Raw genomic sequence first — 24,139 nt, 5'->3', positions numbered from 1 at the left:
AGTTCGCGATATCAACTACCGCATTCAGAGGACGAAATGCATGGGTGGGGTGAGGCCACACGGGATCTTGCCCAGGTGTAGTGCGTGACCACATGGCTTAAGCGCGCCGGGAGACCTAACGTCGTCCGGCATGAGTGGTGCGTATCACAGCGATCTGGCGGGTAAGTCCGCGCTGGTCACGGGTGCGGCGGGCGGGATCGGGCTGGCCTGCGCCGAAGCGCTGTCACAGGCCGGGGCCAAGGTCCACCTCGTCGACATCGACGACGCCGTCGAGAAGGCGGCGGCCGACGTCGACGGCATCGCGCACGTCGTCGACCTCACCGACACCCAGGCCGTCGAGACCCTTCCCACCGAGATCGACATCCTCGTCAACAACGCCGGTTTCCAGCACATCGCGCCGATCCACGAGTTCCCGCCGGAGACGTTCACCCGCATCCAGGCGCTGATGGTCACCGCGCCGTTCCTGCTCATCCGCCGCGCGCTGCCGAGCATGTACGAACGCGGCTGGGGGCGCGTGGTCAACATGTCCAGCGTCCACGGCCTCCGCGCGAGCCCGTTCAAATCCGCGTACGTCACCGCGAAACACGCGCTCGAAGGCCTCTCCAAGGTCACCGCGCTCGAAGGCGCGGAACACGGCGTGACCAGCAACTGCGTCAACCCGGGCTACGTCCGGACGCCGCTGGTGACCGGCCAGCTCCAGGCGCAGGCCGAAGAGCACGGGCTCGAACGCGACGCCGTCATCGAGCAGGTCCTGCTGCGCCGGTCGGCGATCAAACGGCTCATCGAACCGGCGGACGTCGCCGCGTGCGTGCTCTGGCTGTCCGGCGACCACGCCGCCCATGTCACCGGTACCTCCATCCCCCTCGACGGCGGCTGGACCGCCGCGTGAACCCCTCCCCAGAAAGGACGTCCCCGGTGACCACCCAGAACCGCGGCTCGATCGCGAAGGTCGTCAGCGCCAGCCTGATCGGCACGACGATCGAGTGGTACGACTTCTTCCTCTACACCTCCGCCGCGGCGCTGGTGTTCGGCAAATTGTTCTTCCCCACCAACGATCCGCTCACCGGGACCCTGCTCGCGTTCCTCACCTACGCCGTCGGCTTCCTCGCCCGGCCGATCGGCGGGCTGGTGTTCGGGCATTTCGGTGACCGTGTCGGCCGCAAGAAGCTGCTGGTGCTGAGCCTGCTGCTGATGGGCGGGGCGACCTGCGCGATGGGCATCCTGCCGACGTACGCCACGGTCGGTGTCCTGGCGCCGATCCTGCTGACGCTGCTGAGGCTCGTGCAGGGTTTCGCGCTCGGCGGCGAATGGGGCGGTGCGGTGCTGATCGTCTCCGAACACGGCGACGACAAGCGTCGCGGGTTCTGGGCGTCGTGGCCGCAATGCGGTGCTCCCGGCGGCAACCTGCTCGCGACGGCGGTCTTGGCGATCCTCGCCGCGACGCAGTCCGACGAGGCGTTCCTCAGCTGGGGCTGGCGGATCCCGTTCCTGCTGTCCGGGGTGCTCGTGGTGATCGGGCTGTGGATCCGGCTCGCGGTCAGCGAATCGCCCGTGTTCCTCGCGGCGCAGAAGAACGACACGACCACGCACGCGCCGGTCGTCGAGGTGTTCCGCAAGAGCTGGCGCGCGGTGCTGATCACGATCGGTTCGCGGATGGCGGAGAACGTCTCGTACTACGTGATCACCGCGTTCATCCTCGTCTACGTCACCACCGGGCTGAGCCTGCCGAAGTCGGCAGGGCTGAACGCGGTGCTCATCGGCTCCGCCGTGCACTTCGTGACGATTCCCTTGTGGGGCAAGCTTTCCGACCGGATCGGCCGTCGCCCGGTCTATCTGTTCGGCGCGATCGGCATGGCGGTGTGGAGCTTCGTGTTCTTCGCGATGCTCGACACGAAGAACTCCGGCGTCATCATCCTCGCGGCGACCATCGGCCTGGTGCTGCACGGCGCGATGTACGGCCCGCAGGCCGCGTTCTTCTCCGAGCAGTTCCCGACGCGGGTGCGCTACACCGGGCTTTCGGTCGGCGGTCAGCTGTCTTCGATCGCGGCCGGCGCGGTGGCGCCGCTCATCGCGGTCGCGCTGTTCAAGGAGTTCGGCAGCACGGTCCCGGTCTCGCTCTACGTGGTCTCGATGTGCGCGCTGACCGTGATCGCCCTGCTCGCCGCCCGCGAGACCAAGGGTGAATCCCTGCACTCCGAAGTTCTCACGGAGCGCGGTCACGTGTCAGCATGACCGCTGTGGACGGAGCCGTGGAATTGCGCCGGCTGCTCGAACTGCTCGCCTCCGGCGCGGGCAGCGAGCAGCTGGCGCACGTCCCCGTCGACCCGAAGGCCACCGAGCTGGCGCTGCGGATCCGGGACACCGTCGCCGAACACCGGCGGCGCGAGGCGGAGCTGGCCGCGTTGTTCGACACGGCCAGCGACCTCGCGCGGCTGGACGATCCGGACGCCGTCCTCCGGTCGATCGTGCGGCGGGCGCGGGCGCTGCTCGGCGTGGACGTCTCGTATCTCAGCCTCAACGACGAGACCGAAGGCAAGACCTATGTCCGGGTCACCGACGGGTCGGTTTCCGCGCTGTTCCAGGACATCGTGCTCGGTATGGGCGAGGGGCTCGGCGGGCTGGTCGCGCAGACCGCGCGGCCGTACGCGACGGCGGATTACTTCAACGACAAGCGGTTCCGCCACACCTCGTCGATCGACACCGGTGTGCTCGACGAGGGACTGACCGCGATCCTCGGGGTGCCGCTGGCGATCGGCAGCAAGGTCATCGGGGTCCTGTTCGCCTCGGACCGGACCAGCCGGGAGTTTTCGCCCGACGAGGTCGCGCTGCTGTCGTCGCTGGCCGACCACGCGGCGATCGCGCTGGACAACGCGCATCTGCTCGACGAGACGCGCCGCGCGGTCGCCGAGCTGAACGCCGCGAACGCGACGATCAGCGCGCACAACGACGCGATGCGCCGCGCCGAGGACGCGCACGACCGGCTGATGGATCTCGTGCTGCGCGGCGGTGATCTGGCCGAGGTCGCCGCCGCGGTCGCGGACGTGCTCGGCGGGGCGATCGCCGTCTACGACGCGGATGGCGCGGTGCTCGCGCGGACCGACGGCGAGCTGAATCTTTCGCGGACCGCGGTTTCCGCGTCCAGGGCGAGCGGGCGCGCGGTGTCCACTGAGGACGGTTGGCTGTGCGCGGTCCAGGCAGGTCAGGAGTTCCTCGGCAGTCTGGTGCTGGGCGGCGGGCACTCGCTCGGCGAGGCCGACCGGCGGCTGTTCGAGCGGGCGGGCGTGGTCACCGCCGTGCTGCTGATGCAACGGCGTTCCGTCGCGCGTGCCGAGGACGAGGTGCGAGGCGAGCTGCTGTCGGATCTGCTCACCGCGCCCGGCCGCAATCCGGCCGCGCTGCTGGCGCGCGGTCGACGACTGGGAGTCGATTTGTCGACATCGCACGCGGTGCTGATCGCGCATTCCGACGACGTTTCCCGGCGACGGCTGGCCGCGGCGGCTTCGCGGCACGCGGACCTGGTCGGGGTCCACGCCGACGAGGTGGTCCTTCTGGTGCGTGGCGCGGATCCCGGCTCGCTGGCGCGATCCGTCGCCGCCGAACTGTCGTCCACAATGGACTGTCCGGTGACGGTGGGTGCGGCGGGGCCGGCCGCCTCCCCGAAGGCGCTGGCCGTGGCGCACGCCGAAGCCGCTCGATGCGTCGCGTCGTTGCTGGCGCTGGGCCGGGCGGGGGAAGGTGCGAGCATGGCCGACCTCGGGTTCGTCGGGCTGCTCCTCGGTGAGCACGCCGACCTCGGTGCATACGTGACCGCCACGATCGGCCCGGTGCTCGACTACGACGAACGTCGCGGCACGGACCTGATCGGCACGCTCCGCGCGTATTTCGCCTGTGGCGGCAACTTGACGCGGGCGAAGGACCTGCTCCACGTGCACGTCAACACCGTCGTCCAGCGGCTGGACCGCATCGCTTCACTGCTGGGCGAGCAGTGGCAGGCGCCCGAGCGCGCGCTGGAACTTCAGCTCGCGCTCAGGCTGCACCGCCTCACCAGTGACCGAAACGGATGACGTCGTCGAAGTCTCGGCGGGCGACCGTGGTCGGCGACGAGCCGGGCGACGGACCGGATTCGGCGCCGTGCCCGAGCGCCACGACACCGATCGGGTCGTGATCCTCCGGCACGCCGAACTCGCCGTGGAGCCGGTCCACGCTTTCCGGCGCCAGCCCGAAGAACACCGCGCCGAGACCTTCGTCGACGGCCGTCTGGAGGATCAGCATCGTCGCCATCCCGGTGTCGACGTCCCAGTACGGCACGCGCCACCACGAATCGTCCCGATCGGTGAAACCCTTGTCCGGCTTGGCATAGCGGTCGAGGTACGCGTTCTTGACCGAAAGCGGGACGATCGCGACCGGGGCCGTGGTCACGGTTTCCGGCGCCCAGCTCGCGCCGAACTCCCAGAATTTGGCGAGTTCTTCGCCGGTGAGGACGAGAAATCCTTGTCCCTGTGAGAATCCGGCCGAGGGACCTTTGAGCGCGTTGCGCAGGATGCGCTGAAGGCTTGCCTCGGCGACGGGCTCGTCGGTGAACTTCCGGACCATGCGACGGCGTCGTACGACGTCCTGGAATTCCATGCGATCAGCTTAGTGCGCAAGCGGTCGCCAGGTCACCGCTCGCACGCGGGATGGTCGCCGAAGCGGGCGGGCGGACGCCGTCGAGCCAGCCTTCGAGAGCGCTGAAAGCCGTCCGGAAACACGGGCCGATCGGGCGCAGCTTGTCCGGGTACGCGTCGTACAGGCCGTCGACGTGGTTGCCGTCGACGATCCGGTAGTAGCGCTGCAGCCCGGCGCGGCCCTGGCCGGCGATCATCCGCTGGTAGACATCGGAATCGCGGGTGATCGGCAGGAGTGTGTCGAGGGTGCCGTGCAGGGTGATCAGCGGTTTGCCGATCCGGCCGCTCAGCGAGATCCGTTCGACCGCGCGGTGCACCGACGGCGGGCGAGCGGCGTAGTCGTAATCGGTCCCGGCGAACGACGGGTCGAATTCGGCCTGGTAGATCCGCTGGGTCAAGCCCCAGTAGACGTCGTTGTGGTACTTCCAGAGGAATTCCGAACCCGGCGCGAAACCGGCGTCGAGGATTTCCTGATGGGCTTGCGTGGAACCGTTGGCGTACGCGGGGTAGGCCTTGATCGCGGGCGGCAGGAAGGTGAACAGGTTCGGGCCGTCTTCGTGCCAAAGCGTGCCCTCCCAGTCGATTCCGCCGTCGTAGAGCCACGGCCGGTTCTCGAGCTGCCAGCGGACGAGGTAGCCGCCGTTCGACATCCCGGCCGCGAGGGTGCGGCTCGGCAGACGCCCGTAGCGGTGCGCGACGGCCGCCTTCGCGGCGATGGTCAGCTGCGTGACCCGCGAGTTCCACTCGGCGATCGCGTCACCGGGGCGGCGTCCGTCGGTGTGGAAGTCGGCGCCGGTGTTGCCCTTGTCGGTCGCGGCGAACGCGTAACCGGCGGCGAGGACCTGGTCGCCGATCGCACGATCGTTCGCGTACTGCCGTCGCACCCCGGGCGATCCCGTGACCACGAGGCCGCCGTTCCAGCGATCGGGCAGCCGCAGCACGAACTGCGCGTCGTGGTTCCAGCCGTGCGTCGTGTTGGACGTCGACGAATCCGGGAAGTAGCCATCGATCTGGATACCGGGAACACCCTTGGGCGCGGGGAGGCCGGCGGACGTGAGACCGGCCCAGTCGGACTGCACGGTATGGCCGGTGGCCAGGGTGCCGGTGGTGGTCAGATCGTCCAAACAGGACAGTCGTTGCGCCGCGGCGCCGGGAACGCGCACGTTCCCGCAACCGCCCGCCGCCTGGGCGGGGGTGGCCAGGGCCAGCATCATCGCGAGGACCAGAAAGAGCCGCATCGGCCGACGGTAAGCGGGCTTTTCGCGGATCGGTACCCGGCGCGACCACACAAAACGCGCCGTCGCTGTGGTGGTCTTCCACGTGGAAACCCCGCGGGCGCCGGTTTTAGCCTCGGGTGATGCGAAAACTCCTCATCGGCGCGGTGGTTTCGGCATTGACCCTTCTCTTCGCGACTCCGGCACAGGCGGCGACGATCTGTCCGGTGACCGGGTTCGGGAGCAATCCCGGTGCTTTGCAGATGTTCGAATACGTCCCCGACGGGCTGCCGTCCGGACGTCCGGCGGTGGTGGTGCTGCACGGCTGCACGCAGGACGCCGCCGGATACGCGCGTGGCTCCGGCTGGGCCGGGCTCGCGGACAGGATGCGGTTCAAACTCGTTCTGCCGCAACAGGTTTCGGCGAACAACTTCAGCAAATGCTTCAACTGGTTCCAGGCGGCCGACATCAAGCGCGGCTCCGGGGAAGCCGAATCGATCGCGCAGATGGCGCGGTATTCGGCCGGGAGCCGGACGTACGTGACCGGCTTGTCGGCCGGTGGTGCGATGACTTCCGTGATGCTGGCGGCGTATCCGGAACTCTTCGCGGGCGGCGGCGTCGTCGCGGGGCTGCCTTACGGCTGCGCGACCTCGATGATCGACGCGTACTCCTGCATGAACCCCGGCAAGGATCTGACCCCGAAACAATGGGGCGACAAGGTGCGCGCCGCGGGCACGGGGCCGCGTTCGCCGGTCAGCGTCTGGCACGGGACCGCGGACTACACGGTCGCCCCGATGAACATGCGCGAGCTTTCCGAGCAGTGGACCGACGTCGGCGCGGCCGTCGACACGCACGCCGTCAGCGGGATGGGGCACGGTCAGCCGATCGCGCCGGGATCCGGCTGCGGGCAGGCGGGGCCGTATCTGCTCGACGTCGGCGTGTGCGCCGCGGCGGAACTCGCGGCGAAATGGCGGCTAAGCGAGGACAGCGTCCAGTAGCCCGGGGAAGCGCGCGTGGACGTCCTCGGTCCGTAGCTCGACCCAGCGGGTCCGACCCTCGAGGAACGTCGTCGTGAGGCCGGCCTCGCGCAACACCTTCCAGTGGTGGGAGAGCGTCGGCGCGCTGATGTCGACGTCGTACTCGGTGACGGCGCAGCTTCGCGGCGAAGGGTTGCTTCGCAGGGCGCGGATCAGCTCCAGGCGCACGGGATCCGCGAGCGCCTGGAGCACCGGCACGATCTCGATCTCGTCGATCGACGGCTGCGGCAGCGTGCTGCTCACGGCACTCCAAACTATTTGACAGTCATCGAACAGTCCCGCCACTATACCTCCCATGACGATTCGACGATCATCAAATGATCGGCTCGCTCTGGGGGCTCTGCTGGTACTCGCCGTCGGGACGTTCACCGTCGGCACCGACGGATTCGTCCTGAACGGGCTGCTGCCCGCCATCGCCGCCGACCTGCGGGTCTCCGAGGCCGTCGCGGGACAGCTGACCACGGTCTTCGCGGTGACCTACGCGATTTCTTCGCCGCTCATCGCGGCTTTCACCGGACGGCTCGACCGGCGCTGGGTGCTCGGCGCGGGGATGGTGCTGTTCACGATCGGCATGGCAGGCCAGGCGCTCGGCGAGTCCTTCGCCGTGGTCGCCGTCGCACGCGTGCTGGCCGCCCTCGGCGCCGCCGCGTTCCAATCCAACGCGTATGTGCTCGCCGGTGCGTTGGCGTCGGACGAGCGTCGCGGGCGCGCGCTGGCCACGGTCTCGAACGGGATGAGCGTGTCGATGGTGCTCGGCGTGCCGATCGGGGTGCTGGCCGGGACCTGGTTCGGGTGGCGCGCGGTGATGTGGGGGATCGGCGCGGTGGCGCTGATCGTGATGCTGCTCGTGCCGCTGCTGCCCGGGGTCCGGATGCCGACGGTGTCCCTGCGCGACAGGCTCGCTGTCGTCGCGCGGCCGCCGATCGCGCGCGTGCTCGGCGTGAGCGTCCTCGGCACCGCGGCGGGCTTCGCGGCCTTCGTGTACCTGCCGGTGCTGGTGGCTCCGGTGGCGGCGGGCGCGACGATCTCGTGGCTGCTCGTCGGCTTCGGGATCGGGCAGATCGTGGGCAACGCCTTCGCGGGCCGGGCGACGGACTCGCTGGGCCCTTCGTGGGTCCGGTCGATCTCGCTGATCGGGACGGTCGTGACTTTCGCGCTGCTGGACGTCGCCGTGTTGAGCTTGCCCAGTTCGCTGGTCCTCGCGCTGGCTTCGGGGATCTTCGGCGGCATGCTGATGGTGCCGCAGCAGCACCGGCTGTTCTCGCTAGCGCCTGACGCGCCGACGGTCGCCATGGGGCTCAACGGTTCCGCGATCTACGGCGGTGGTGCTCTCGGTGCCGCGCTGGGCGGCGTCGTCCTGTCTTCCGCCGGTGTCTGGTGGATCGGTCCCGTTGCCGCCTTCGTCGCTCTGCTGGGCTTCGCGCTTTCGGTGCCTTCGCGGGCGAAGGTGCCCGAGCCCGCGTGACCCAAGGGGGAGCAAGGGACCTTTGCTACCACTTATCTCAACGTTGAGACAAGTGGTAGCAAAGGTCCCTTGCTCTCTTCCCGCAGGTCAGAGGCCCTGTTTGACCGCCCAGCGCTCCTCGATACGCCCGAAGCGCCACACCAGGAGCGCGAAGAGCCACGTAAGCACGAAGAGCGCTACAACCGCGTAGCCCACGTAGTCCAAACTCAGCGACCCGATGGCCGCGAGCGGCCCGGTCGTGATGCCGAACCGTTCGGTGATGATCGAGATGACCTCGATCGTCCCGATGAGCAAGGCGACCGCGACGGAAAGCGCCGTCACGATGAGGTTGTAGTAGATCTTCCGCACCGGCTTCGCGAACGCCCAGCCGTACGCGTAGTTCATGAAGCAGCCATCGGCGGTGTCGAACAGCGTCATCCCCGCGGCGAACAGGATCGGCAGCACCAGGATCGCGTACCAGGGCAGCGAGAACGCCGCCGCGCCGCCGGCGAGCACCAGCAGGCTGATCTCGGTCGCGGTGTCGAAGCCGAGACCGAACAGCACGCCGATCGGGTAGATGTGCCAAGGCTTGCGCACCGCTTTGGTGGCCCCGCGGAGCAGGCGGTTCATGAGGCCACGGTTGTCGAGCTGCCGCTCCAGCGCCGCTTCGTCGAACTCGCCCCGCCGCATGCGCCGGAACACCTTCACGATGCCGACGAGCACCACGAGGTTCATGATCCCGATGAGGTACAGGAACACCGCCGAAACGGACGTCCCGATCAGCCCGGTCGCCGCGTGCAGCGCCGACGAGTCGTCCTCGACGGCTCCGGCGAGCGCGCGGACGCCGAGCGACAGCAGCAGGCACAGGACGAAGACGATCGTCGAATGGCCGAGAGAGAACCAGAAACCGACCGAAAGCGGCCGTTGCCCGTCGGTCATCAGCTTGCGGGTGGTGTTGTCGATCGCGGCGATGTGGTCCGCGTCGAACGCGTGCCGCATCCCGAGCACGAACGCCGTGACGCCGAGGCCGACCCCGAACACGCCCGTGGCGCCGAGCTCGTACTGGCGCGGCGCCACGAAAAGCGTCAGGACCCCCCAGCCGATGACGTTGAGCGCCAGGATGAAGCCGGCCATCCCGGCGACGGACACCCGTTCGCGTCGCGTGAGCGCGAAGCGTCGGGATGAACGGGTCTGTCCGCCGGTGTTCAGCTCGCGCGCACCCTCAGGGAGTCGAGAGCCTTTCGTACGTGGCCATCGCTGGCCGTCAGCGCCTTCGCCGCACTCGCGACGTCTTCGCCGGACAGCAGATGGACCAGCGCGACCTTGAGGTCGCCGTCGGCCTCGGTGAGCGCGTCGGAGCAGTCCGCCATGCTCATACCGGTGGCCTCGCGCAGGATCCGGATGGTCCGCCCGCGCAGTTTCGCGTTGGTCGCCCGCATGCTCACCATCAGGTTCGAATACGTGCGGCCGAGTTTGATCATCGTCGCGGTGGAGAACGCCGTGAGGATGATCTTCTGCGCCGTGCCCGCCTTCATCCGCGTCGATCCGGCGATCGCCTCGGGGCCGGTGTCCACCGCGATGAGGACGTCGACGCCCGGCGGCGTCACCGCTGCCGGATTGCCCGAGACCAGCGCGGTACGGGCACCGCGACGGCTGGCCGCGGCCAGCGCGCCGAGGACGTAGGGCGTCCGGCCGGAAGCCGTCAGCCCGAGCACGAAGTCGCCGGGCGCGACGGACTCGGCCACCTCGGCGGCTCCGGCCTTCGCGTTGTCCTCGGCGTCTTCGACGGCTTGGCGCAGAGCGCGCGCGCCGCCCGCGTGATGCGCGATGAACCAATCGGAGGGCACGTTGAACGTCGGCACCAGTTCCGCCGCGTCCAACGTCGCCAGCCTGCCGGAGGTACCGGCCCCGAAGTAGTGCACGCGGTGTCCCGACCGCAGCGCTTCCACGGCGAAGTCGACCGCCCGCGCCACCTGCGGCAGCACCGCGGCGACGGCTTCGGGGACCCGGCGGTCCTCGGCGTTGATCGCGCCGAGGATGCCCATGGTCGACATCAGGTCGATGTCGGTCGTCCGTGGATTGCGCTGTTCGGTTGGCGAGTCGACGTGCACCACCTGGCGTGGGACGGTCATCATGCGCCTCACTTTTTCGCTCATTTGCCGGTTTCCCGCGGCCGCCGCCTGCCGTCGGGCCGGACGCCCAGACGGTGCGAGCCAACCGCGTCCCTGGTCGCGTCGAGCGCGTTGACCGACGCGTCCATGTGCCGCTGCGCGACACCGATGAACAGGCAGTCGATGACGGTCAGCTGCGCGATGCGACTGGCGGTCGCACCCGAGCGGAACGTCGTCTCCCGCGCGGCCGTGGTCAGCACGTGGTCGGCGACCTCGGTGATCGGTGAACGCGGGAAGTTCGTCACGGCGACGGTGATCGCGCCGTGCTCACGCGCCACCCGCAGCGCCTCGACGGTGTCCGTGGTCGCGCCCGTGTGGGAGATGCCGATCGCGACGTCGCCGGGGCTCAGCACGGCGGCCGAGGTGAGCATGATGTGCGTGTCCGACCAGGCGAAGCTGACCCGCCCGATGCGGTGCAGCTTCTGCTGCAGGTCCGCGGCGACGAACGCGCTCGCGCCCACGCCGTAGACGTCCACGCGGCCCGCGCCGGCCACGATGTCGATCACGCGCTGTAGCGACGGGACGTCGAGCTGGTCGGCGGTCTCCTCCACGGCGCGTGCGTCCGCGAAGCTGACCTTGCCGATCACCGCGGCCAGGTCGTCCTCCGGCCCGATCTCGCCGCCGAGGTTGCGGGTCGACCGCGCCTCGGAGCGGGCGGTGTCGGCCGCCAGAGCGATCCTGAGCTGCGGATATCCGCCGACGCCGACCGCCTTGCAGAACCGCGTGACGGTGGTTTCGCTGGTGTTCGCCGCGAGCGCGACCTCGGTGATGCTGCGCCGCGCGACCTGCGCGGGGTCGTCGAGGACGACCTTCGCGACGCGCTGCTCGGCCCGGGCGAGCCCGGGCAGGAGGGAGCGAATCCGGACCAGCGGGCTCGCGTCAGCGTCCCGTGTCGGCTGCGCCGGCACGGCCTCGGACGGTGCGGCCGCGATTACGGATTCGGTATCGCCCACCGTGGGAAAGTTACTAACCGTTGGCATCTGCGACAAGGCTACCCACACCCTTCGGGAAGATCGCAACCTATCCGTGTCTGCGGATTCGATTTGCGATTAATCGTTGACCAGAAAGTCGCTAACCAGGTCGAGGCCGTTAACGAGGTCGAGCTAACGACTTGGCAACTTAGTGTCGCGACGCAAGGGGCTGTGTCCCGGTCAACGGGGCGGTCCGGTCAGCACATCGGAGCCGATTGGCTACCTAGTGCTCAACTTCCAGCCGGTAGCGACGAAAGTAGGGGGATTATGCTCACTGTCCAGCAGTATGCGGCCGCGTTCAGTGACTTTCACACCGTCCAAAGAAATTCCCCGTCCGGTGTAACGGGCATCGGTCGTGTAACGCCAGCGGAGGGTGATTTGTGAGCTTTGTGACACCTCGGCGGCCGCCCGCCACCAAGCGCGATGTCCATGCCCGCCGAGCCCGGTTCGGTCCCCGGCGGGGGCGCCTGGTCCGGACGCACGCAGGGTAATCGATTTCCAGGTGGCTCCGCCGTCGGTACTTATTTCCAGGAACAGCGAATCCGAGGGACCTTCGGTGTCCACGAAGGTGTCGAAGGAGACCTTCAGCGGCCCGCCGCGCGTCTGTAACGGCGGGGTCGTGAGCGTGGCCGTGGAGACGTCCCCTGCGCCGCTGAACCACGCTTCGCGGCCGTGCGCGGGGCGGACGGCCATCGCCTTCGCGAGCGAACTCGCCCACGTCTCCCTGGCGAGGTTGATCGAGCCCCAGTTCCGCGTCGGGTGCACGCGGTTGGTGAGCAGGATCGCGAACGACCGCGACAGCGGGTCGATCACCAGCGAGGTCCCGGTGAAGCCGGTGTGCCCGGCGGTCGACGGTGCCGACAGCGCTCCCATGTACCAAGGCTGGTCGAGTTCGAAGCCGAGCCCGTGCGCGTTGTCGGGGAACTTGTGGTTGTAGTTCGTCAGCATCGCCCGCACGGTCTCCTCGCGGAGGATCCGGTGACCGCGGTACGCGCCGCCGTTGAGGATGGTCTGCGCCAGCACCGCCATGTCGGGCGCCGTGGAGAACACGCCCGCGTGCCCGGCGACACCGCCCAAGGACCAAGCGTTCTCGTCGTGCACTTCGCCGCGTACGAGCCCCCGCGGCGGCTTCGCGGCGTACTCGGTCGCCGCGACCCTCGCGAGTTTCGACGCAGGCGGGTTGTACCCGGTGTCGACCAGACCCAGAGGCGCGGAAATGCGGTCCTGGACGACCTTGTCCAGCGGAGCTCCGGCCACCTTCTCGACCAGGAAGCCGAGCGTCAGCAGGTTGATGTCGGAGTAGAGGTACGTGCTGCCCGGCGCGTTCTTCAGCGGGCTGTCGAGGACGGCCTTCCGGCGGGACGGGATGTCCGGGTAGCCCTCCCACAGCGACGGGAGCGGTGTCGCGGCGAAGCCCGAGACGTGGGTGAGCAGCTGCTGGACGGTGACGGACTCCTTGCCGTTCACCCCGAACTCCGGCAGATACCGCACCACCGGCGCCGAGATGTCCACCTTGCCCGACTCGGCCAGCTGCATCACCGCGATGGAGGTGAACAGCTTCGAGATCGAGGCCATGTCGAAGATGGTGTCCGCGCGCATCGGCACCTGCTGCTCGGGCGGCAGTTCCGTGCCCTTGGCGTCGGCGTAGCGGACCGCGCCGCCGACGGCCTGGCGCTCGACGACCACGCCGTCGTGCGCGAGCAGGCCGACCGCCCCGGAGAAGTGCGGATGCCCGGTGGCGTCCGGCTTCGTCCAGCTCTCGATGAACCGCTCGGCCGCCTTGATCGGCTCGGGGTCGAGGCCGACCTCCGAGGGCGCGCCGTCGCGCAGCACGGTGGACGCGGGCGCGAAACCCCCACGCGGCTTGTCGAACCGGCCCGCCGTGCCGTTTCCCTGTTGCCCGGTACCCGGAATCGCCTGTGCTCCCGCCGTCGACAGCGTGGTCGCCGCGACCAGTACGGAGACGGCCGCGATCAGGATCTTCCTAACACGCACGGTCGTTCCTCTCAGCGGTAGATGAGATGGCGGCGGCGTTTCCGGTCGAACTCGGCCAGTTCCGCCTGCCAGGACCCGACGATCTCGTCCACCCCGGCGCCCTTGTCGACCATCGTGCGCAGCCTGGCGGAGCCCGAGAGCTTGTCGAGGAAATTGTCGGGGCGCCATTTGAACTTGTCCGGATGCACCTGTTTCGCGGTGACGAACATGGTGACCGCGGTGCGGATGGCGTCGAACGCCCGCGGATCGGTGATCGTCACCTGCACGCCGCCGCAGGGTTCGTTGACGAACTTGCCGAACGTCGGCACGAAGTAGGCCTCACGGAACTTCACTCCGGGAAGCCGTAGCTCGCCGAGCTTCTCGCGCCAGCGCCAGTCGAGACCCGGCGCGCCGATGATCTCGAACGGCCTGGTGGTGCCCCGGCCTTCGGAGAACACGGTGCCCTCGAACATCCCGGTGCCGGGATAGACGAGCGCGGTGTCCGGCGTCGGCATGTTCGGGCTCGGCGGGACCCAGGTCAGCCCGGTGCGGGCGAAGAGCTGATCACGGCGCCAATCACGCACGTCGACGATCTCGAGCTTGCCCGGCGTGACCCCTTCGGCCGGCAGGAACTCGGCCGCGAAGAAGCGCGCGAGTTCGCCGACGGTCATGCCGTGCTGCTGCACGATCGGCTTCCGGCCGACACCCGAGGCGAACGCCGGGTCCAGCATCGGCCCGGCGGCCTTGCCACCCAGCGGATTCGGCCGGTCCAGTACGACGACCGCCGCACCGACCTTCGCCGCCGCGACCATCGCCGTGTACAGGGACCAGATGTAGGTGTAGAACCGCGCTCCGACGTCGGCGATGTCGAAGACGACGGTGTCGACGCCCGCCTTCGTGAACATCCCGGCGAGCTTCGTCGCGTCGGCGCCGTACGCGTCGTACACCGGCACGCCGGTGCGCGGGTCGGTGTAGTCGCCCTCGGAGCCGCCTGCCTGCGCGCTACCGCGGAACCCGTGCTCCGGCCCGAACGCGGCGAGCGGCCGGACCCCGGCGGCGACCATCGAGTCGACGATGTGGTCGCCGCTCGCCAGCACACCCGTCGGGTTCGACAGCACGCCGAGCTTGCGGCCGGACAGCGGTACCCAGCCCCGGGCGGCGAGCACGTCGGCTCCGGTGCGGGTGAGCGGGGGACCTTTGCTCTCGCTTTCCGGCTGGGCCCCCGCGACCGAGGACCCGGCCGTCAGCGCGGGGACCGCGAGCGCGCCGGTGGCGAGGAAGTGGCGGCGGTTGAGGTTCACCAGGTCAGCCCGTGGCCGAAGGGGTACTTCACCGTGCCCACGTCCTTGCCCGCGGGAACGTCGACCGGCAGCTTGCCCTGCGGCGTCACCTTCCCGAGGATCACCTTCGCCAGCGCTTCGAGCGAAGGCGTGATGTAGCCGTACGTGGCGAGCCACGTCTTGATCGGGTTCTCGTAGCCGGCGTCGTAGGGGATCTGGGCGGCGACCGCGACGACGGGCTTCCCGGTGTCGGCGAGTGCCTGCAACAGCTTGCCCTGCAACGGATACGTGCCGACGTTGTTGGTCAGCACGACGACGAGGTCGACGTTCTTGGCCGCCGCGGTCGCCTGCGCGATCTGCGCGTCCGTCGGCGTCTGGCCGGTCTGCAGCGCGGTCGCCTGCGTGCCGTGCGCGGTGAGCTTCGCGGCCAGCGACGTCGTCGTGGTCGCGCCCCAGCCGGTCACGAGGGTCTTCGCGGGCTGCTGCTTGAGCGGCAGGACACCGCCGTCGTTGCGGATCGCGGTGACCGACCGGTCGGCGATGCCCTGCGCGGTCGCGAGGTTGGCCGGGACACCGACCTTCGACATCACCTTGGCCGGATCGACGAACGGCGAGGTCAGGATGCCGCGGTTCAGCTTGAGCTTCAGCACCCGCAGGACGCTCTCGTCGATACGCCGCTCGGTCAGTTCGCCCTTGCGGACGGCGTCGAGTACCGAGTTGATCGCGAGTTCGAGGTTCACCGGCATGAGCAGCTGGTCGATACCCGCCTTGAGGGCCAGCACCGGGATCTCCGCGTCGCTGTGCATCTCGCGCACCGCGTCCATCGAGAGGGAGTCGGTGACGACGACTCCGCGGTATCCGAGCTCCTCGCGCAGCTTGCCGGTGAGGATCGGCTTCGACAGCGTGGCCGGCTCGCCTGACGGGTCGAGGCTGGGGAACTGGATGTGCGCGCTCATGATCGAGTCGATACCCGCCTTGATGGCGGCCTTGAACGGCGGCACGTCGGTCTCGCGCCAGCTGGCCTCGCTCCGGTCGATCCGGGGCAGCTCGTGGTGACTGTCGGTGGCCGCGTCGCCGTGGCCGGGGAAGTGCTTCGCGGCGGCGGACACCGTCTCGGAGCGTCGGCCGGAGTTCTGGAAGCCCCTGACCTGGGCTTCGACGAACTGGCTCGCCAGCTCCGGGCGGCCGGAGAAGGACCGGACGCCGATCACCGGGTTCGCCGGGTTCGAGTTCACGTCGGCGTCGGGGGCGAAGTCCTGGTTGATGCCGACGGCGCGCAGTTCGTGCCCGAGGATCCGGGCGGCGTCCTGCGCGGCCTTGGTGTCACGGCCGGCCGAGATCGCCATCGCGTTCGGCAGTTCGGTGGCGGGGGCACCCATCCGGGTGACCGTGCCGCCTTCCTGGTCGGTCGCGATCTGCAACGGGATGCGGGCGCCGCTGCGGAGGGCCGCCCGCTGGAGCCCGTTCGACAGCTTGGCGACCTGCGCCGGGTCGTCGAAGTTGTCGCGGCTGTCGTTGTTGAAGTAGATGACGCCGCCCAGGTGGTACTTCTCTATCACCTGCGCGGGGGTGTCCACGCCGAAGTCGGCCTTGTTCTTGGCGTTGACCTCGTCGGCCGACTTCCCGTTCACCCACGTGACGAAGAGCTGCCCGACCTTCTGCTCCAGGGTCAACCCGCGCAGCGCCCGCTGCGCCTCCGCGTCGGCCGTCACCGGCTGCGCGGTCGCCGGTACGCCCGCGACACCCAGGGCGAGCAGACCCGCGAGGGGCAGGGCGAGCGCATGGATCCTCCGATGACGGGCGTGCGCGATTCGGGTCGTCACCTCAAGCCTCCCAGATTCGTGCCTGACTCTCAGGTGGAAAGAAGTCCACCTGGAAGCACTGATATCCGGAAGCTACCCACGAGCACTTTGCTTGTCCATCGGCCACCCGCACGAACGGTCCGTTCATACACAAAGGGACGCGAACGGGCCTGTCACGCTTGAAAACCTGGGCAAAACACTGGCGGCGCCCGTCGGCCGAAGCCGGCGGGCGCCGCCAGTCAGTGCGGGCAACTCGGGCGACCAAGCGTGCAACTCTGGTCGTACCTTCATGGACTCGGCGTCCGGCGTCCCGGTACGCAGTCCCTAGACGACGAGCCTCCCGCGGCGCGCTGCGCGTGGGTACCCGGTGTCCGCACACGGAGATTCGCCGGGGTGGAACAGGCTTCTCTTCTACCTGTTCCCTGGCCGACCGAACGTCCGCACCTACTTTCTACGCCGTGAGCCGGGTCACTTCAAGTGCGCAGACGGGTGCACCGGTACAGAGGCTCGATCTAGTGACACGGGCACCCTCCGCGACGGACAATTCGCGGCCCTGACTGCGAAAACCGGCCCGGTACCGCCGTGTGGGTGCGTGCTCAGCGGGTGCGTTTGCGCCGGTTGTAGCCGTACCAGGTGGCCCCCGCCGCGAAGGCGCCGAGCGCGACCAGGCCGGCCGACCGCGCGGGGATCCGGGTCCGCAGCGACATCGGGTGCTCGAAGGCGAGGATCTCCCAGCCCTGTTCCGTCGCGTGCTTGCGCAGGACGCGGTCGGGGTTGACCGCGTGCGGACGTCCGACGACTTCGAGGAGCGGGATGTCGGTGCTCGAGTCGGTGTACGCGTGGCACTGGGTGAGGTCGTAGCCGTACGTCGCCGCGAGCTGCTTCGCGGCGACGGCCTTGTTCTCGCCGTAGCAGTAGAAATCGACTTCGCCCGAGTAACGGCCGTCCACGATCTGCATCCGCGTGGCCACGCTGCGCGTCGCGCCGAGCATTTCCGCGACCGGCGCGACGACTTCCTCGCCGGTCGCCGACAGCACCACGACGTCGTGCCCGTCCGCGCGATGGGACGAGATCAGTTCCGCGGCCTCCGCGTACACGAGCGGGTCGACGACGTCGTGCAGCGTTTCGCGGACGATCGCGGACACCTGCGCGACATCCCATCCGGTGCATAGCGCGGAAACCTCGGCTCGCATCCGCTCGGTCTTCGCCGCGTCCGCACCCGCGAGCGAGAAGACGAGTTGGGCGTACGCACTGCGAAGCGCGGCTCGTCGGTTGATCAGGCCTTCGCGCAAAAGCGGCTTGCTGAAGGCCAATGCGCTCGATGACGCGATGATCGTCTTGTCGAGATCGAAGAACGCCGCGACCTGGCTCGGCGTCGTGCTGGGTCGGTCCACTCGCCAAGGATAGGAGAGCGGTACGGCCGGGCGCCCGTTGGTCGACCACGATCGGGATACGGCGGTGGAAAATTCACGACCGCGTACCCGATCCGGCGCGTCGTGCCGTTATCGAATTGTGGGTACCGGCGCCGCCCGCAACGGGCCGGTATCGGAGTTACAGTGAGATTGTCCGGTGTTGCACCGGGCCCAGGTTCAGTCCGACCCCCCGGGGCTGAACCCCAGGCGGCCCTCGTCCCTCCCCCCTGGCGAGGGCCGCCTCCTATTTCCCCGTCGTACCAATGGTTCAGACCTTGTCGGCCGCGGAAACCTCGCCAGGGCAAGGCGGAATCGGCCGGAGTTCGTTAACTTTCCTTTCTCTCAAGGGTTTCTTGAGTTCTGTCCCGCTCCGTGGCCCATAGCGGAAAGGGCCGACGGAAATCGCGGGAAACCGGTTTCCCGCGGCGGAGTTGTCCACAACACCCCAGTTGTCCACAGGTGGGGCGGAATGGCGTTGTGCGGGGTGGGGAAGCGGCGCGACCGTGGAGTGGTCACCCGAGTCCGACCGAATCACTGGGGGAGTCATGACCGCGGAACATCCGCTCGTCGTCGCCGGAGACGACGTCCTGCTCGACGAGATCCTGCGCGTGGCGGCGGCCGCGGGGTGCGAGGTCGAACGAGCACCCGATCTGGACGCCGCACGCGGGAGATGGGCCCGTGCGCCGCTCGTGGTGCTCGACGAAGAGGCCGCGAGCGCGCCGAACCGGCTGCTGCGGCGGAACAAGGTCCTGCTCGTTTGCAAGGGCGCACCGACACCGGTCACGTGGGAGCGTGCCGTCAACACCGGTTCGGAGAAGGTCCTTTCGCTGCCGGACGAGGAAAGCGACCTCATCGGCGAATTCGCCGATGTCGTCGACGGGCCGCCACGGGACGACGGCGTCGTCATCGGGATCATCGGCGGGCGAGGCGGGGCCGGGGCATCGGTGCTTTCGGCCGCCGTCGCGTACCGGGCGGAGAAGTCCGGCACCGGCGGGCTGCTCGTCGACTGCGATCCACTCGGCGGCGGGGTCGACGTCCTCCTCGCCGCCGAACGCGATCGCGGGCCACGCTGGCCGGAGCTCGAACTCGGCGGCAGGGTGTCCATGGCCGCGTTGAGCGAAGCCCTGCCGCGAAAGAAGTACGCCACCGGCTCACTGTCCTTTGTGTCCTATGGCAGGGAAGGACGCGGGCCGGGGCCCGATGCGATCGAAGGCGTGCTGTGCGCCGGACGGCGAGCGGGACGGACGGTCGTCTGCGATCTGCCGAGGTATTTCGGCGCCGAGACGTCCGCCGTGATCGGGCTCGCCGATCTGGTCGTGGTCGTCGTCCCCGCCGAACTCCGTGCCTGCGCGGCGGCGAAACAGGTTCTCGCCAGGATCGAGCCCCACGCGTCGCGGATCGGTGTCGCGGTACGGGGGCCGTCGCCCGCCGGGCTGATCCCGCAGGAGATCGCCGACGCCGTCGGCGTTCCGCTCATCACTTCGATGGGCCGCGAGCGCTCCCTCGCGGCGGCCCTCGACCGCGGTGAGTTCGTCCTGAGGCATCGCGGGCATCTGGCCATCGCCGCCGGCGAAGTCCTCGCGGCCGCGCGCGGGCGGCTGGCCGGTGCCTCGCGATGACCGACGATCTGGTCGAGCGGGTCCGGCGGCGGCTGGCCGGATCGGCCGCCCCGGCGGATCCGGTGAGCGTCGCGCGGGCCGTCCGCGCCGAAGCCGGTGGCGCGCTCGGGCAGGAGGCCGTCCTCGGAGCGGTCCGGCTGGCGCGTGACGAGTTCGTCGGAGCCGGTCCGTTGGCGCCGCTTCTCGAAAAACCCGGCGTCACCGACGTTCTCGTCACGGCACCCGACGAGGTCTGGACCGACACCGGTGAAGGCATCCGCCTGACGGATGTTCGTTTCGCCGACGAGGAAGCCGTCCGCAGGCTGGCCCAGCGGCTCGCCCTCGCCGGCGGGCGGCGCCTGGACGACGCTCAACCGTTCGCCGACTGCTGGCTGCCGGGAGTGGGTCCGCAAGGCCGCGTCCGCATGCACGCGGTCCTCCCGCCGATCGCGCCGGCCGGGACCGCCCTCTCGCTTCGCGTGCTCCGGCCCGCCACCCACGATCTCGCCGAACTCCGGCTGCGCGGGGTGTTCGGCACCAGTGGCGCGGACCTGCTCGGCTCGGTCATCCGGCGACGGCTCGCGTTCCTGGTCTCCGGCGGGACGGGGGCGGGCAAGACGACCCTGCTCTCCGCGTTGCTCGGCGCGGTGCCCCCGGCCGAACGCATCGTCTGCGTCGAGGACGCCGGAGAACTGCAACCGGACCATCCGCAGTTCGTCAGCCTGCTCACCCGGCCGCCCAACGTCGAAGGCGCGGGCGAGGTCGGGTTGAGCGAGCTGGTGCGGCAGGCGTTGCGCATGCGTCCGGATCGGCTGGTCGTCGGCGAAGTACGCGGTGCCGAGGTCATCGCGTTGCTCAACGCCATGAACACCGGGCACGAGGGCGGCGGCTGCACCGTGCACGCCAACTCGCCGGAGGACGTCCCCGCGCGGCTGGAGGCGCTGGCCGCGCTCGGCGGGCTGAAACGGGACGCGCTGCACAGCCAGCTGACGGCGGCGATCCGGGTGGTCCTGCACATGCGCCGCCTGCCGAGCGGGATCCGGCGCCTGGACGAGGTCGGTGTCCTCCGGTCGTTTCGAGGCGAGGCCAAGGTCGTCCCGGTCTGGAGCAAAGGCTCCTGGATCGGCGACCAGACGCCGTTCGAGGAGATGGCGGCGTGAACCCGTGGTTCCTGCTCTCCTGGGGCGCGGGTCTCGCCTGCTGGCCCCGGACGATGGGGCGTACTCCGATCGCCTGGCGGCTGCCTCGCGTCGTCCGGGTGGGCTGGTGGCCGCTGCCCGCGCTTGCTCTGTCCTTCGTGGGAATCGGCTGGGCGGTGGCGACGCTCGTACTCACCTGGACCCTCCGCCAAGAGCATCGGTGGCGGGCGCGGGAGAAGGCGGCGCTGGCCGAAGCGGAACTCACCGGGTCCGTCTTGCGCACGATGATCGCCGAGCTCCGTGCGGGTGCCCATCCGGTGGCCGCGGCCGAGGCCACCGCGGAGGCGGTTCCCGCGGCGTCCGAGCGCTTGCGCGGGCTCATCGCGGCCGCCCGGTTCGGTGGCGGCACCGCCGCCGATCCGGACGCGCCTCCGGCGCTGGCGAACGCGTGGGCACTCGCGAACCGGTTCGGGCTTCCGATGGCCGAGGTACTCGATGCCGCACGACGGGACGCCGAGGCGGAGATCGGCTTTCGTCGTCGGCTCAAAGCCAAGATGGCGGGCCCCAGGGCGAGTGCCGCCGTGCTCGCGGTCCTCCCTCTGCTGTGCCTGGTGCTCGGCGAGGCGATGGGGGCCGGACCGGTCCAGGTCTTCACCGGTACGGGCGCCGGGCAGCTGTCGCTCATCGTGGGCAGTGGCCTGATCTGGGCGGGCACGGCCTGGTGCCGGGCCCTGACCGGGAGGGTGGCGCCCTCGTGATCGGGGCGGCCTTGATCCTGCTGGGCGGTGCCGTCTTGTGTTGGCCGCGCGTCACCTCCATGGCCACAGCGCGGCCCGGGTGGCTCCGGCCGCGCGGGCGAACTTCCCGCGACAACGGCGTCTCCGAACTCCTCCGATCTGCGGCCACCCTCGACCTGCTGGCCGCCTGCCTGGGCGGCGGGCTGCCGGTACCCGTCGCACTCGAAGCCGTCGTACCGACCGCGTCACCGAAGACCGCGGCGGCGCTGCGCTCGGTGGCGTCGCACCTCGCCGTGGGCGTCGGACCGGCCGAAGCCTGGGCCCCGGTCCGCGACCGGCCCGGCCTGACCGAACTGTCCGTCGCCGCCGTCCGTACGGCGAGGGCGGGCACCGCGCTCGCCAACCATGCGAAGGACCTCGCGCGAAGACTGCGTGAGTCGCTCGCCGCCGAAGCCGAGGAACGAGCCGAACGGGCCGGAGTGCTGCTGGCCGCACCGATCGGCCTGTGCTTCCTCCCCGCGTTCCTGTGCCTCGGTGTCTTCCCCGTCGTGCTCGGCCTCGCCGGGCGTCTCGACTTCCTCTGAACGAGGGAGGGCGGAGCTGGAGAAATCACGCGAGAAGAGACCAAAGACGTGAACCCGCCCGGCCGAAGGCCCCGTTATCGCGGTGGCAGGGCGCCCTGTTCGTCAGCGTGCCGTGGAAGGCCAGGCAGCGCTCTGCCGACGTCGATCACGGCCGCGGGTTCACCGACAAACAACTGACTGAAAGGCGATCCCCATGACCAAGCTCCCCACCTTCCGCGAAGACGACGGCATGACGACGGTCGAGTACGCCATCGCCACCTTGGCCGCGGCCGGGTTGGCAGGCCTCCTCTATCTGGTCGTCACCAGTGATGCCGTCTCCGCCGGGCTCACCGCGCTCATCGAGCGGGCCTTGTCGGTGAAGTTCTGATGGCCGACCACGGCTCCGTCACGGTGGAGGCCGCCCTCGGCATCGGCGCCCTGACCTTCCTCTCGGCCCTGTTGTTCGCCGGGATCGGCGTGGCCTCCGATCAGCTCCGCTGCACCGACGCGGCCCGAGAGGCGGCCAGGCTCCTCGCCCGTGGCCAGCCCGCCCGTGCCGAGCAAGCGGTGCGGGAGATCGCGCCGTCCGGCGCTCGGCTGGACGTCGTCCGCGAAGGGGAGGCGATCACCGTCGGCGTCGAGGCCGAACCGGTCGGCGGCCTCCTGCCGGGGATCCGGCTGCATTCCCGCGCGTTCGCCATCGCCGAGCCTGGGAGCGGGCCATGACCTCGAACGACCGCGGGGTCGCGACCGTGTGGACGGCCTCGATCGTCGCGGCACTGGTCTGCGCGGCGGCGTTCGTCTTCTGGGTCGGCGCCGCCGTCACGGCCCGGCATCGCGCCGAGGCCGCCGCCGATCTGGCCGCGCTCGCGGCCGCCTCGCACGCGACGGAGGGCCCCGGCGCGGCCTGCGAACGGGCCCGGCAGGTCGCCGTCCGGATGTCGGTCACGCTGCTCACTTGCCGGTGGGAGCGCGGCGATGCCCTGGTCGAGGTGCGCTCGGAGCCGTCGGGGCGGCCGGCGGTCAACGGACGGGCGGAGGCACGCGCCCGGGCGGGGCCGGTCGACCGGCCACCGTGACGTGCGTCGCACGACGAACGGTCGTCCAGTGGTGACCGGCCGGTAGTACGCGTGAGTAACCGCTCGGCGCGAGCAGCGGTCGTTGACGTACGGCGAGCGGTCGAAGTCATGATCAGCCCGCCGCCGAACGGCCGCCCGCCGCTCACCGTGAGCGCCGTCACGCGGTACGGAAACCCAGGTCGGCTTCGACGAACGGCCTCGGACCGGTCGCGCACGCCCGTTAATCGGACGTCCGGCGTTCGGTCCGTCCGGTCGCACTACCGCGCGTTCATCGCTAAGTAACCGCCGGTTGTCGCGCGAGGTCTTCTCCCGATGTGCAACTTGCCGTTTATTGAGATGTGCGCCACCTCGAGAAGGTCGCCGGGTAGCGCGGAGCAGAACCGACACAGGACAGAGTTGACCTGAGGCAGGGACGGAATGTTGGACGCGAATTGGCCGGACAGCTGGCGGGGCGCCTTCCGCATCGAGATGCGGGCGGAGGCGATCGGCCTCGCGTGGCGTGGCTGGCCGGTGCTCCCGGGTGCGGAGCCCGCCGCGATCACCGCGGAGGGTGACGACCTCACCTGGCGTCGTCCCGTCCCGGCGCAGGACAACTGGCGTGAACTGCTCGAGACCCACCCGCACGAGGTCGCCACCTGGTTCGGCGACGACACCCACAGCCTGCTCGTGGCCACCGGCACCGTGCTCGACGCCATCGAGGTCGACGACGAGCTCGGCAAGGCCGCCGCCCGCCTGCTTCGTGCCACCGGCCACCCCGCCCCGATCGTCGCGATGCCGAACGGCCGCTGGCTGTTCCTCACCACCGTCGCCACGAGCATCCCGCGGGAACTGGCCGACCAGGCCTCGATCCAGTGGCACGGCGCGAACGGCTACATCCCGCTGCCCCCGTCGCCGTTCCAGCACGGTGTCGTGCACTGGCGGGTCAAGCCCGAGGTCTGGGGCTGGCAGCTGCCCGAGGCCACCGAGGTGCACGACGTGCTCGTCCGTGCGCTGGCCGGTGACCAGACCGTCGCCCCGGTGGCGACCCTGAGCACCGCCGCCTGATCAACCCACA

23 protein-coding genes are annotated in these 24,139 nt (G+C 69.7%); 13 read left to right on the top strand and 10 right to left on the bottom strand.

The window, feature by feature from the left end; all coding sequences use genetic code 11:
- Window positions 1-130 precede the first annotated feature (130 nt).
- The 3 genes from AMK34_RS14050 to AMK34_RS14040 are packed head-to-tail and all read left to right on the top strand — an operon-like array spanning window position 131 to window position 4,064.
- Window positions 131-889, top strand: coding sequence for a 3-hydroxybutyrate dehydrogenase (locus tag AMK34_RS14050; protein WP_073845666.1), 759 nt, complete (start codon window positions 131-133; stop codon window positions 887-889).
- 26 nt (window positions 890-915) lie between these two features.
- Window positions 916-2,232 (top strand): MFS transporter, encoded by a 1,317-nt coding sequence (locus tag AMK34_RS14045; protein WP_073845664.1) that lies wholly within the window; start codon window positions 916-918, stop codon window positions 2,230-2,232.
- Window positions 2,229-4,064: a helix-turn-helix domain-containing protein gene (locus AMK34_RS14040; RefSeq protein WP_038521010.1), complete on the top strand. Its 1,836-nt coding sequence runs from the start codon at window positions 2,229-2,231 to the stop codon at window positions 4,062-4,064. Before AMK34_RS14045 ends, AMK34_RS14040 begins: the two co-directional genes overlap by 4 nt.
- Here the strand turns inward: AMK34_RS14040 and AMK34_RS14035 are convergent.
- Window positions 4,042-4,626 (bottom strand): nitroreductase family protein, encoded by a 585-nt coding sequence (locus tag AMK34_RS14035; RefSeq protein WP_038521008.1) that lies wholly within the window; start codon window positions 4,624-4,626, stop codon window positions 4,042-4,044. The two genes, AMK34_RS14040 and AMK34_RS14035, sit on opposite strands and share 23 nt — an antisense overlap.
- 4 nt (window positions 4,627-4,630) lie before the next feature.
- A complete protein-coding gene (locus AMK34_RS14030; RefSeq protein ID WP_198941678.1) occupies window positions 4,631-5,902 on the bottom strand; it encodes a tannase/feruloyl esterase family alpha/beta hydrolase in 1,272 nt (423 codons plus the stop codon).
- A 119-nt stretch (window positions 5,903-6,021) separates the two neighbouring features.
- On the opposite strand from AMK34_RS14030, the gene AMK34_RS14025 reads away from it, so the two are divergent.
- Window positions 6,022-6,876 carry an extracellular catalytic domain type 1 short-chain-length polyhydroxyalkanoate depolymerase gene (locus AMK34_RS14025; RefSeq protein WP_073845662.1) on the top strand — a complete coding sequence of 285 codons (855 nt, stop codon included), beginning with the start codon at window positions 6,022-6,024 and terminating at the stop codon, window positions 6,874-6,876.
- Here the strand turns inward: AMK34_RS14025 and AMK34_RS14020 are convergent.
- Window positions 6,853-7,158, bottom strand: coding sequence for an ArsR/SmtB family transcription factor (locus tag AMK34_RS14020; protein ID WP_073845660.1), 306 nt, complete (start codon window positions 7,156-7,158; stop codon window positions 6,853-6,855). The genes AMK34_RS14025 and AMK34_RS14020 overlap by 24 nt on opposite strands.
- A 52-nt stretch (window positions 7,159-7,210) precedes the next feature.
- On the opposite strand from AMK34_RS14020, the gene AMK34_RS14015 reads away from it, so the two are divergent.
- Entirely contained in the window at window positions 7,211-8,380 is a 1,170-nt protein-coding gene (locus tag AMK34_RS14015; RefSeq protein WP_073845658.1) for an MFS transporter, read from the top strand.
- Between the two features lie 87 nt (window positions 8,381-8,467).
- Here AMK34_RS14015 and AMK34_RS14010 read toward each other — a convergent pair whose 3' ends face one another.
- The 7 genes from AMK34_RS14010 to AMK34_RS13980 form a co-directional block, all read right to left on the bottom strand.
- A complete protein-coding gene (locus tag AMK34_RS14010; protein WP_073845656.1) occupies window positions 8,468-9,508 on the bottom strand; it encodes a HoxN/HupN/NixA family nickel/cobalt transporter in 1,041 nt (346 codons plus the stop codon).
- A gap of 56 nt (window positions 9,509-9,564) precedes the next feature.
- A complete protein-coding gene (locus AMK34_RS14005; RefSeq protein WP_007028475.1) occupies window positions 9,565-10,494 on the bottom strand; it encodes an N-acetylmuramic acid 6-phosphate etherase in 930 nt (309 codons plus the stop codon).
- Between the two features lie 17 nt (window positions 10,495-10,511).
- Entirely contained in the window at window positions 10,512-11,510 is a 999-nt protein-coding gene (locus AMK34_RS14000; RefSeq protein WP_370323676.1) for a MurR/RpiR family transcriptional regulator, read from the bottom strand.
- A 210-nt stretch (window positions 11,511-11,720) separates the two neighbouring features.
- Entirely contained in the window at window positions 11,721-13,496 is a 1,776-nt protein-coding gene (locus tag AMK34_RS13995) for a serine hydrolase (RefSeq protein ID WP_143202452.1), read from the bottom strand.
- An 11-nt stretch (window positions 13,497-13,507) separates the two neighbouring features.
- Window positions 13,508-14,776 carry an exo-beta-N-acetylmuramidase NamZ family protein gene (locus tag AMK34_RS13990; protein WP_073845654.1) on the bottom strand — a complete coding sequence of 423 codons (1,269 nt, stop codon included), beginning with the start codon at window positions 14,774-14,776 and terminating at the stop codon, window positions 13,508-13,510.
- The gene (locus AMK34_RS13985; RefSeq protein WP_073845652.1) at window positions 14,773-16,578 is read right to left on the bottom strand and encodes a glycoside hydrolase family 3 protein; all 1,806 of its coding nucleotides are present in this window, start codon (window positions 16,576-16,578) and stop codon (window positions 14,773-14,775) included. Before AMK34_RS13985 ends, AMK34_RS13990 begins: the two co-directional genes overlap by 4 nt.
- A gap of 575 nt (window positions 16,579-17,153) precedes the next feature.
- On the bottom strand, window positions 17,154-17,951 hold the full coding sequence (locus AMK34_RS13980) for an HAD family hydrolase (protein WP_016337846.1): 798 nt from the start codon (window positions 17,949-17,951) through the stop codon (window positions 17,154-17,156).
- 563 nt (window positions 17,952-18,514) lie between these two features.
- Here AMK34_RS13980 and ssd point away from each other — a divergent pair.
- The 8 genes from ssd to AMK34_RS13940 all read left to right on the top strand — a co-directional run bounded on the left by ssd (window position 18,515) and on the right by AMK34_RS13940 (window position 24,129).
- Window positions 18,515-19,588, top strand: coding sequence for a septum site-determining protein Ssd (ssd, locus tag AMK34_RS13975; RefSeq protein ID WP_038520989.1), 1,074 nt, complete (start codon window positions 18,515-18,517; stop codon window positions 19,586-19,588).
- Window positions 19,585-20,727: a TadA family conjugal transfer-associated ATPase gene (locus AMK34_RS13970; RefSeq protein ID WP_073845651.1), complete on the top strand. Its 1,143-nt coding sequence runs from the start codon at window positions 19,585-19,587 to the stop codon at window positions 20,725-20,727. The genes ssd and AMK34_RS13970 overlap by 4 nt, the downstream gene beginning before the upstream one ends.
- Window positions 20,724-21,464 (top strand): type II secretion system F family protein, encoded by a 741-nt coding sequence (locus AMK34_RS13965; protein ID WP_083649858.1) that lies wholly within the window; start codon window positions 20,724-20,726, stop codon window positions 21,462-21,464. The genes AMK34_RS13970 and AMK34_RS13965 overlap by 4 nt, the downstream gene beginning before the upstream one ends.
- Entirely contained in the window at window positions 21,461-22,027 is a 567-nt protein-coding gene (locus AMK34_RS13960) for a type II secretion system F family protein (RefSeq protein WP_241832768.1), read from the top strand. Before AMK34_RS13965 ends, AMK34_RS13960 begins: the two co-directional genes overlap by 4 nt.
- Window positions 22,028-22,220: 193 nt before the next feature.
- Window positions 22,221-22,394, top strand: coding sequence for a DUF4244 domain-containing protein (locus AMK34_RS13955; RefSeq protein ID WP_038520979.1), 174 nt, complete (start codon window positions 22,221-22,223; stop codon window positions 22,392-22,394).
- Window positions 22,394-22,732, top strand: a complete 339-nt coding sequence (locus tag AMK34_RS13950; RefSeq protein WP_038520976.1) for a TadE family type IV pilus minor pilin — start codon at window positions 22,394-22,396, stop codon at window positions 22,730-22,732. Before AMK34_RS13955 ends, AMK34_RS13950 begins: the two co-directional genes overlap by 1 nt.
- Complete coding sequence (locus AMK34_RS13945; protein ID WP_073845647.1) at window positions 22,729-23,085, top strand: Rv3654c family TadE-like protein; 357 nt, start codon at window positions 22,729-22,731, stop codon at window positions 23,083-23,085. The genes AMK34_RS13950 and AMK34_RS13945 overlap by 4 nt, the downstream gene beginning before the upstream one ends.
- 417 nt (window positions 23,086-23,502) lie before the next feature.
- Window positions 23,503-24,129 carry a bifunctional DNA primase/polymerase gene (locus tag AMK34_RS13940; RefSeq protein WP_073845645.1) on the top strand — a complete coding sequence of 209 codons (627 nt, stop codon included), beginning with the start codon at window positions 23,503-23,505 and terminating at the stop codon, window positions 24,127-24,129.
- The last annotated feature ends 10 nt before the right edge of the window (window positions 24,130-24,139 follow it).

Source organism: Amycolatopsis sp. CB00013, assembly GCF_001905755.1.
GTDB lineage: Bacteria > Actinomycetota > Actinomycetes > Mycobacteriales > Pseudonocardiaceae > Amycolatopsis > Amycolatopsis japonica.
The sequence above is the reverse complement of the archived record's forward strand: the minus strand, read 5'-3'. Positions and strand labels throughout refer to the sequence as shown.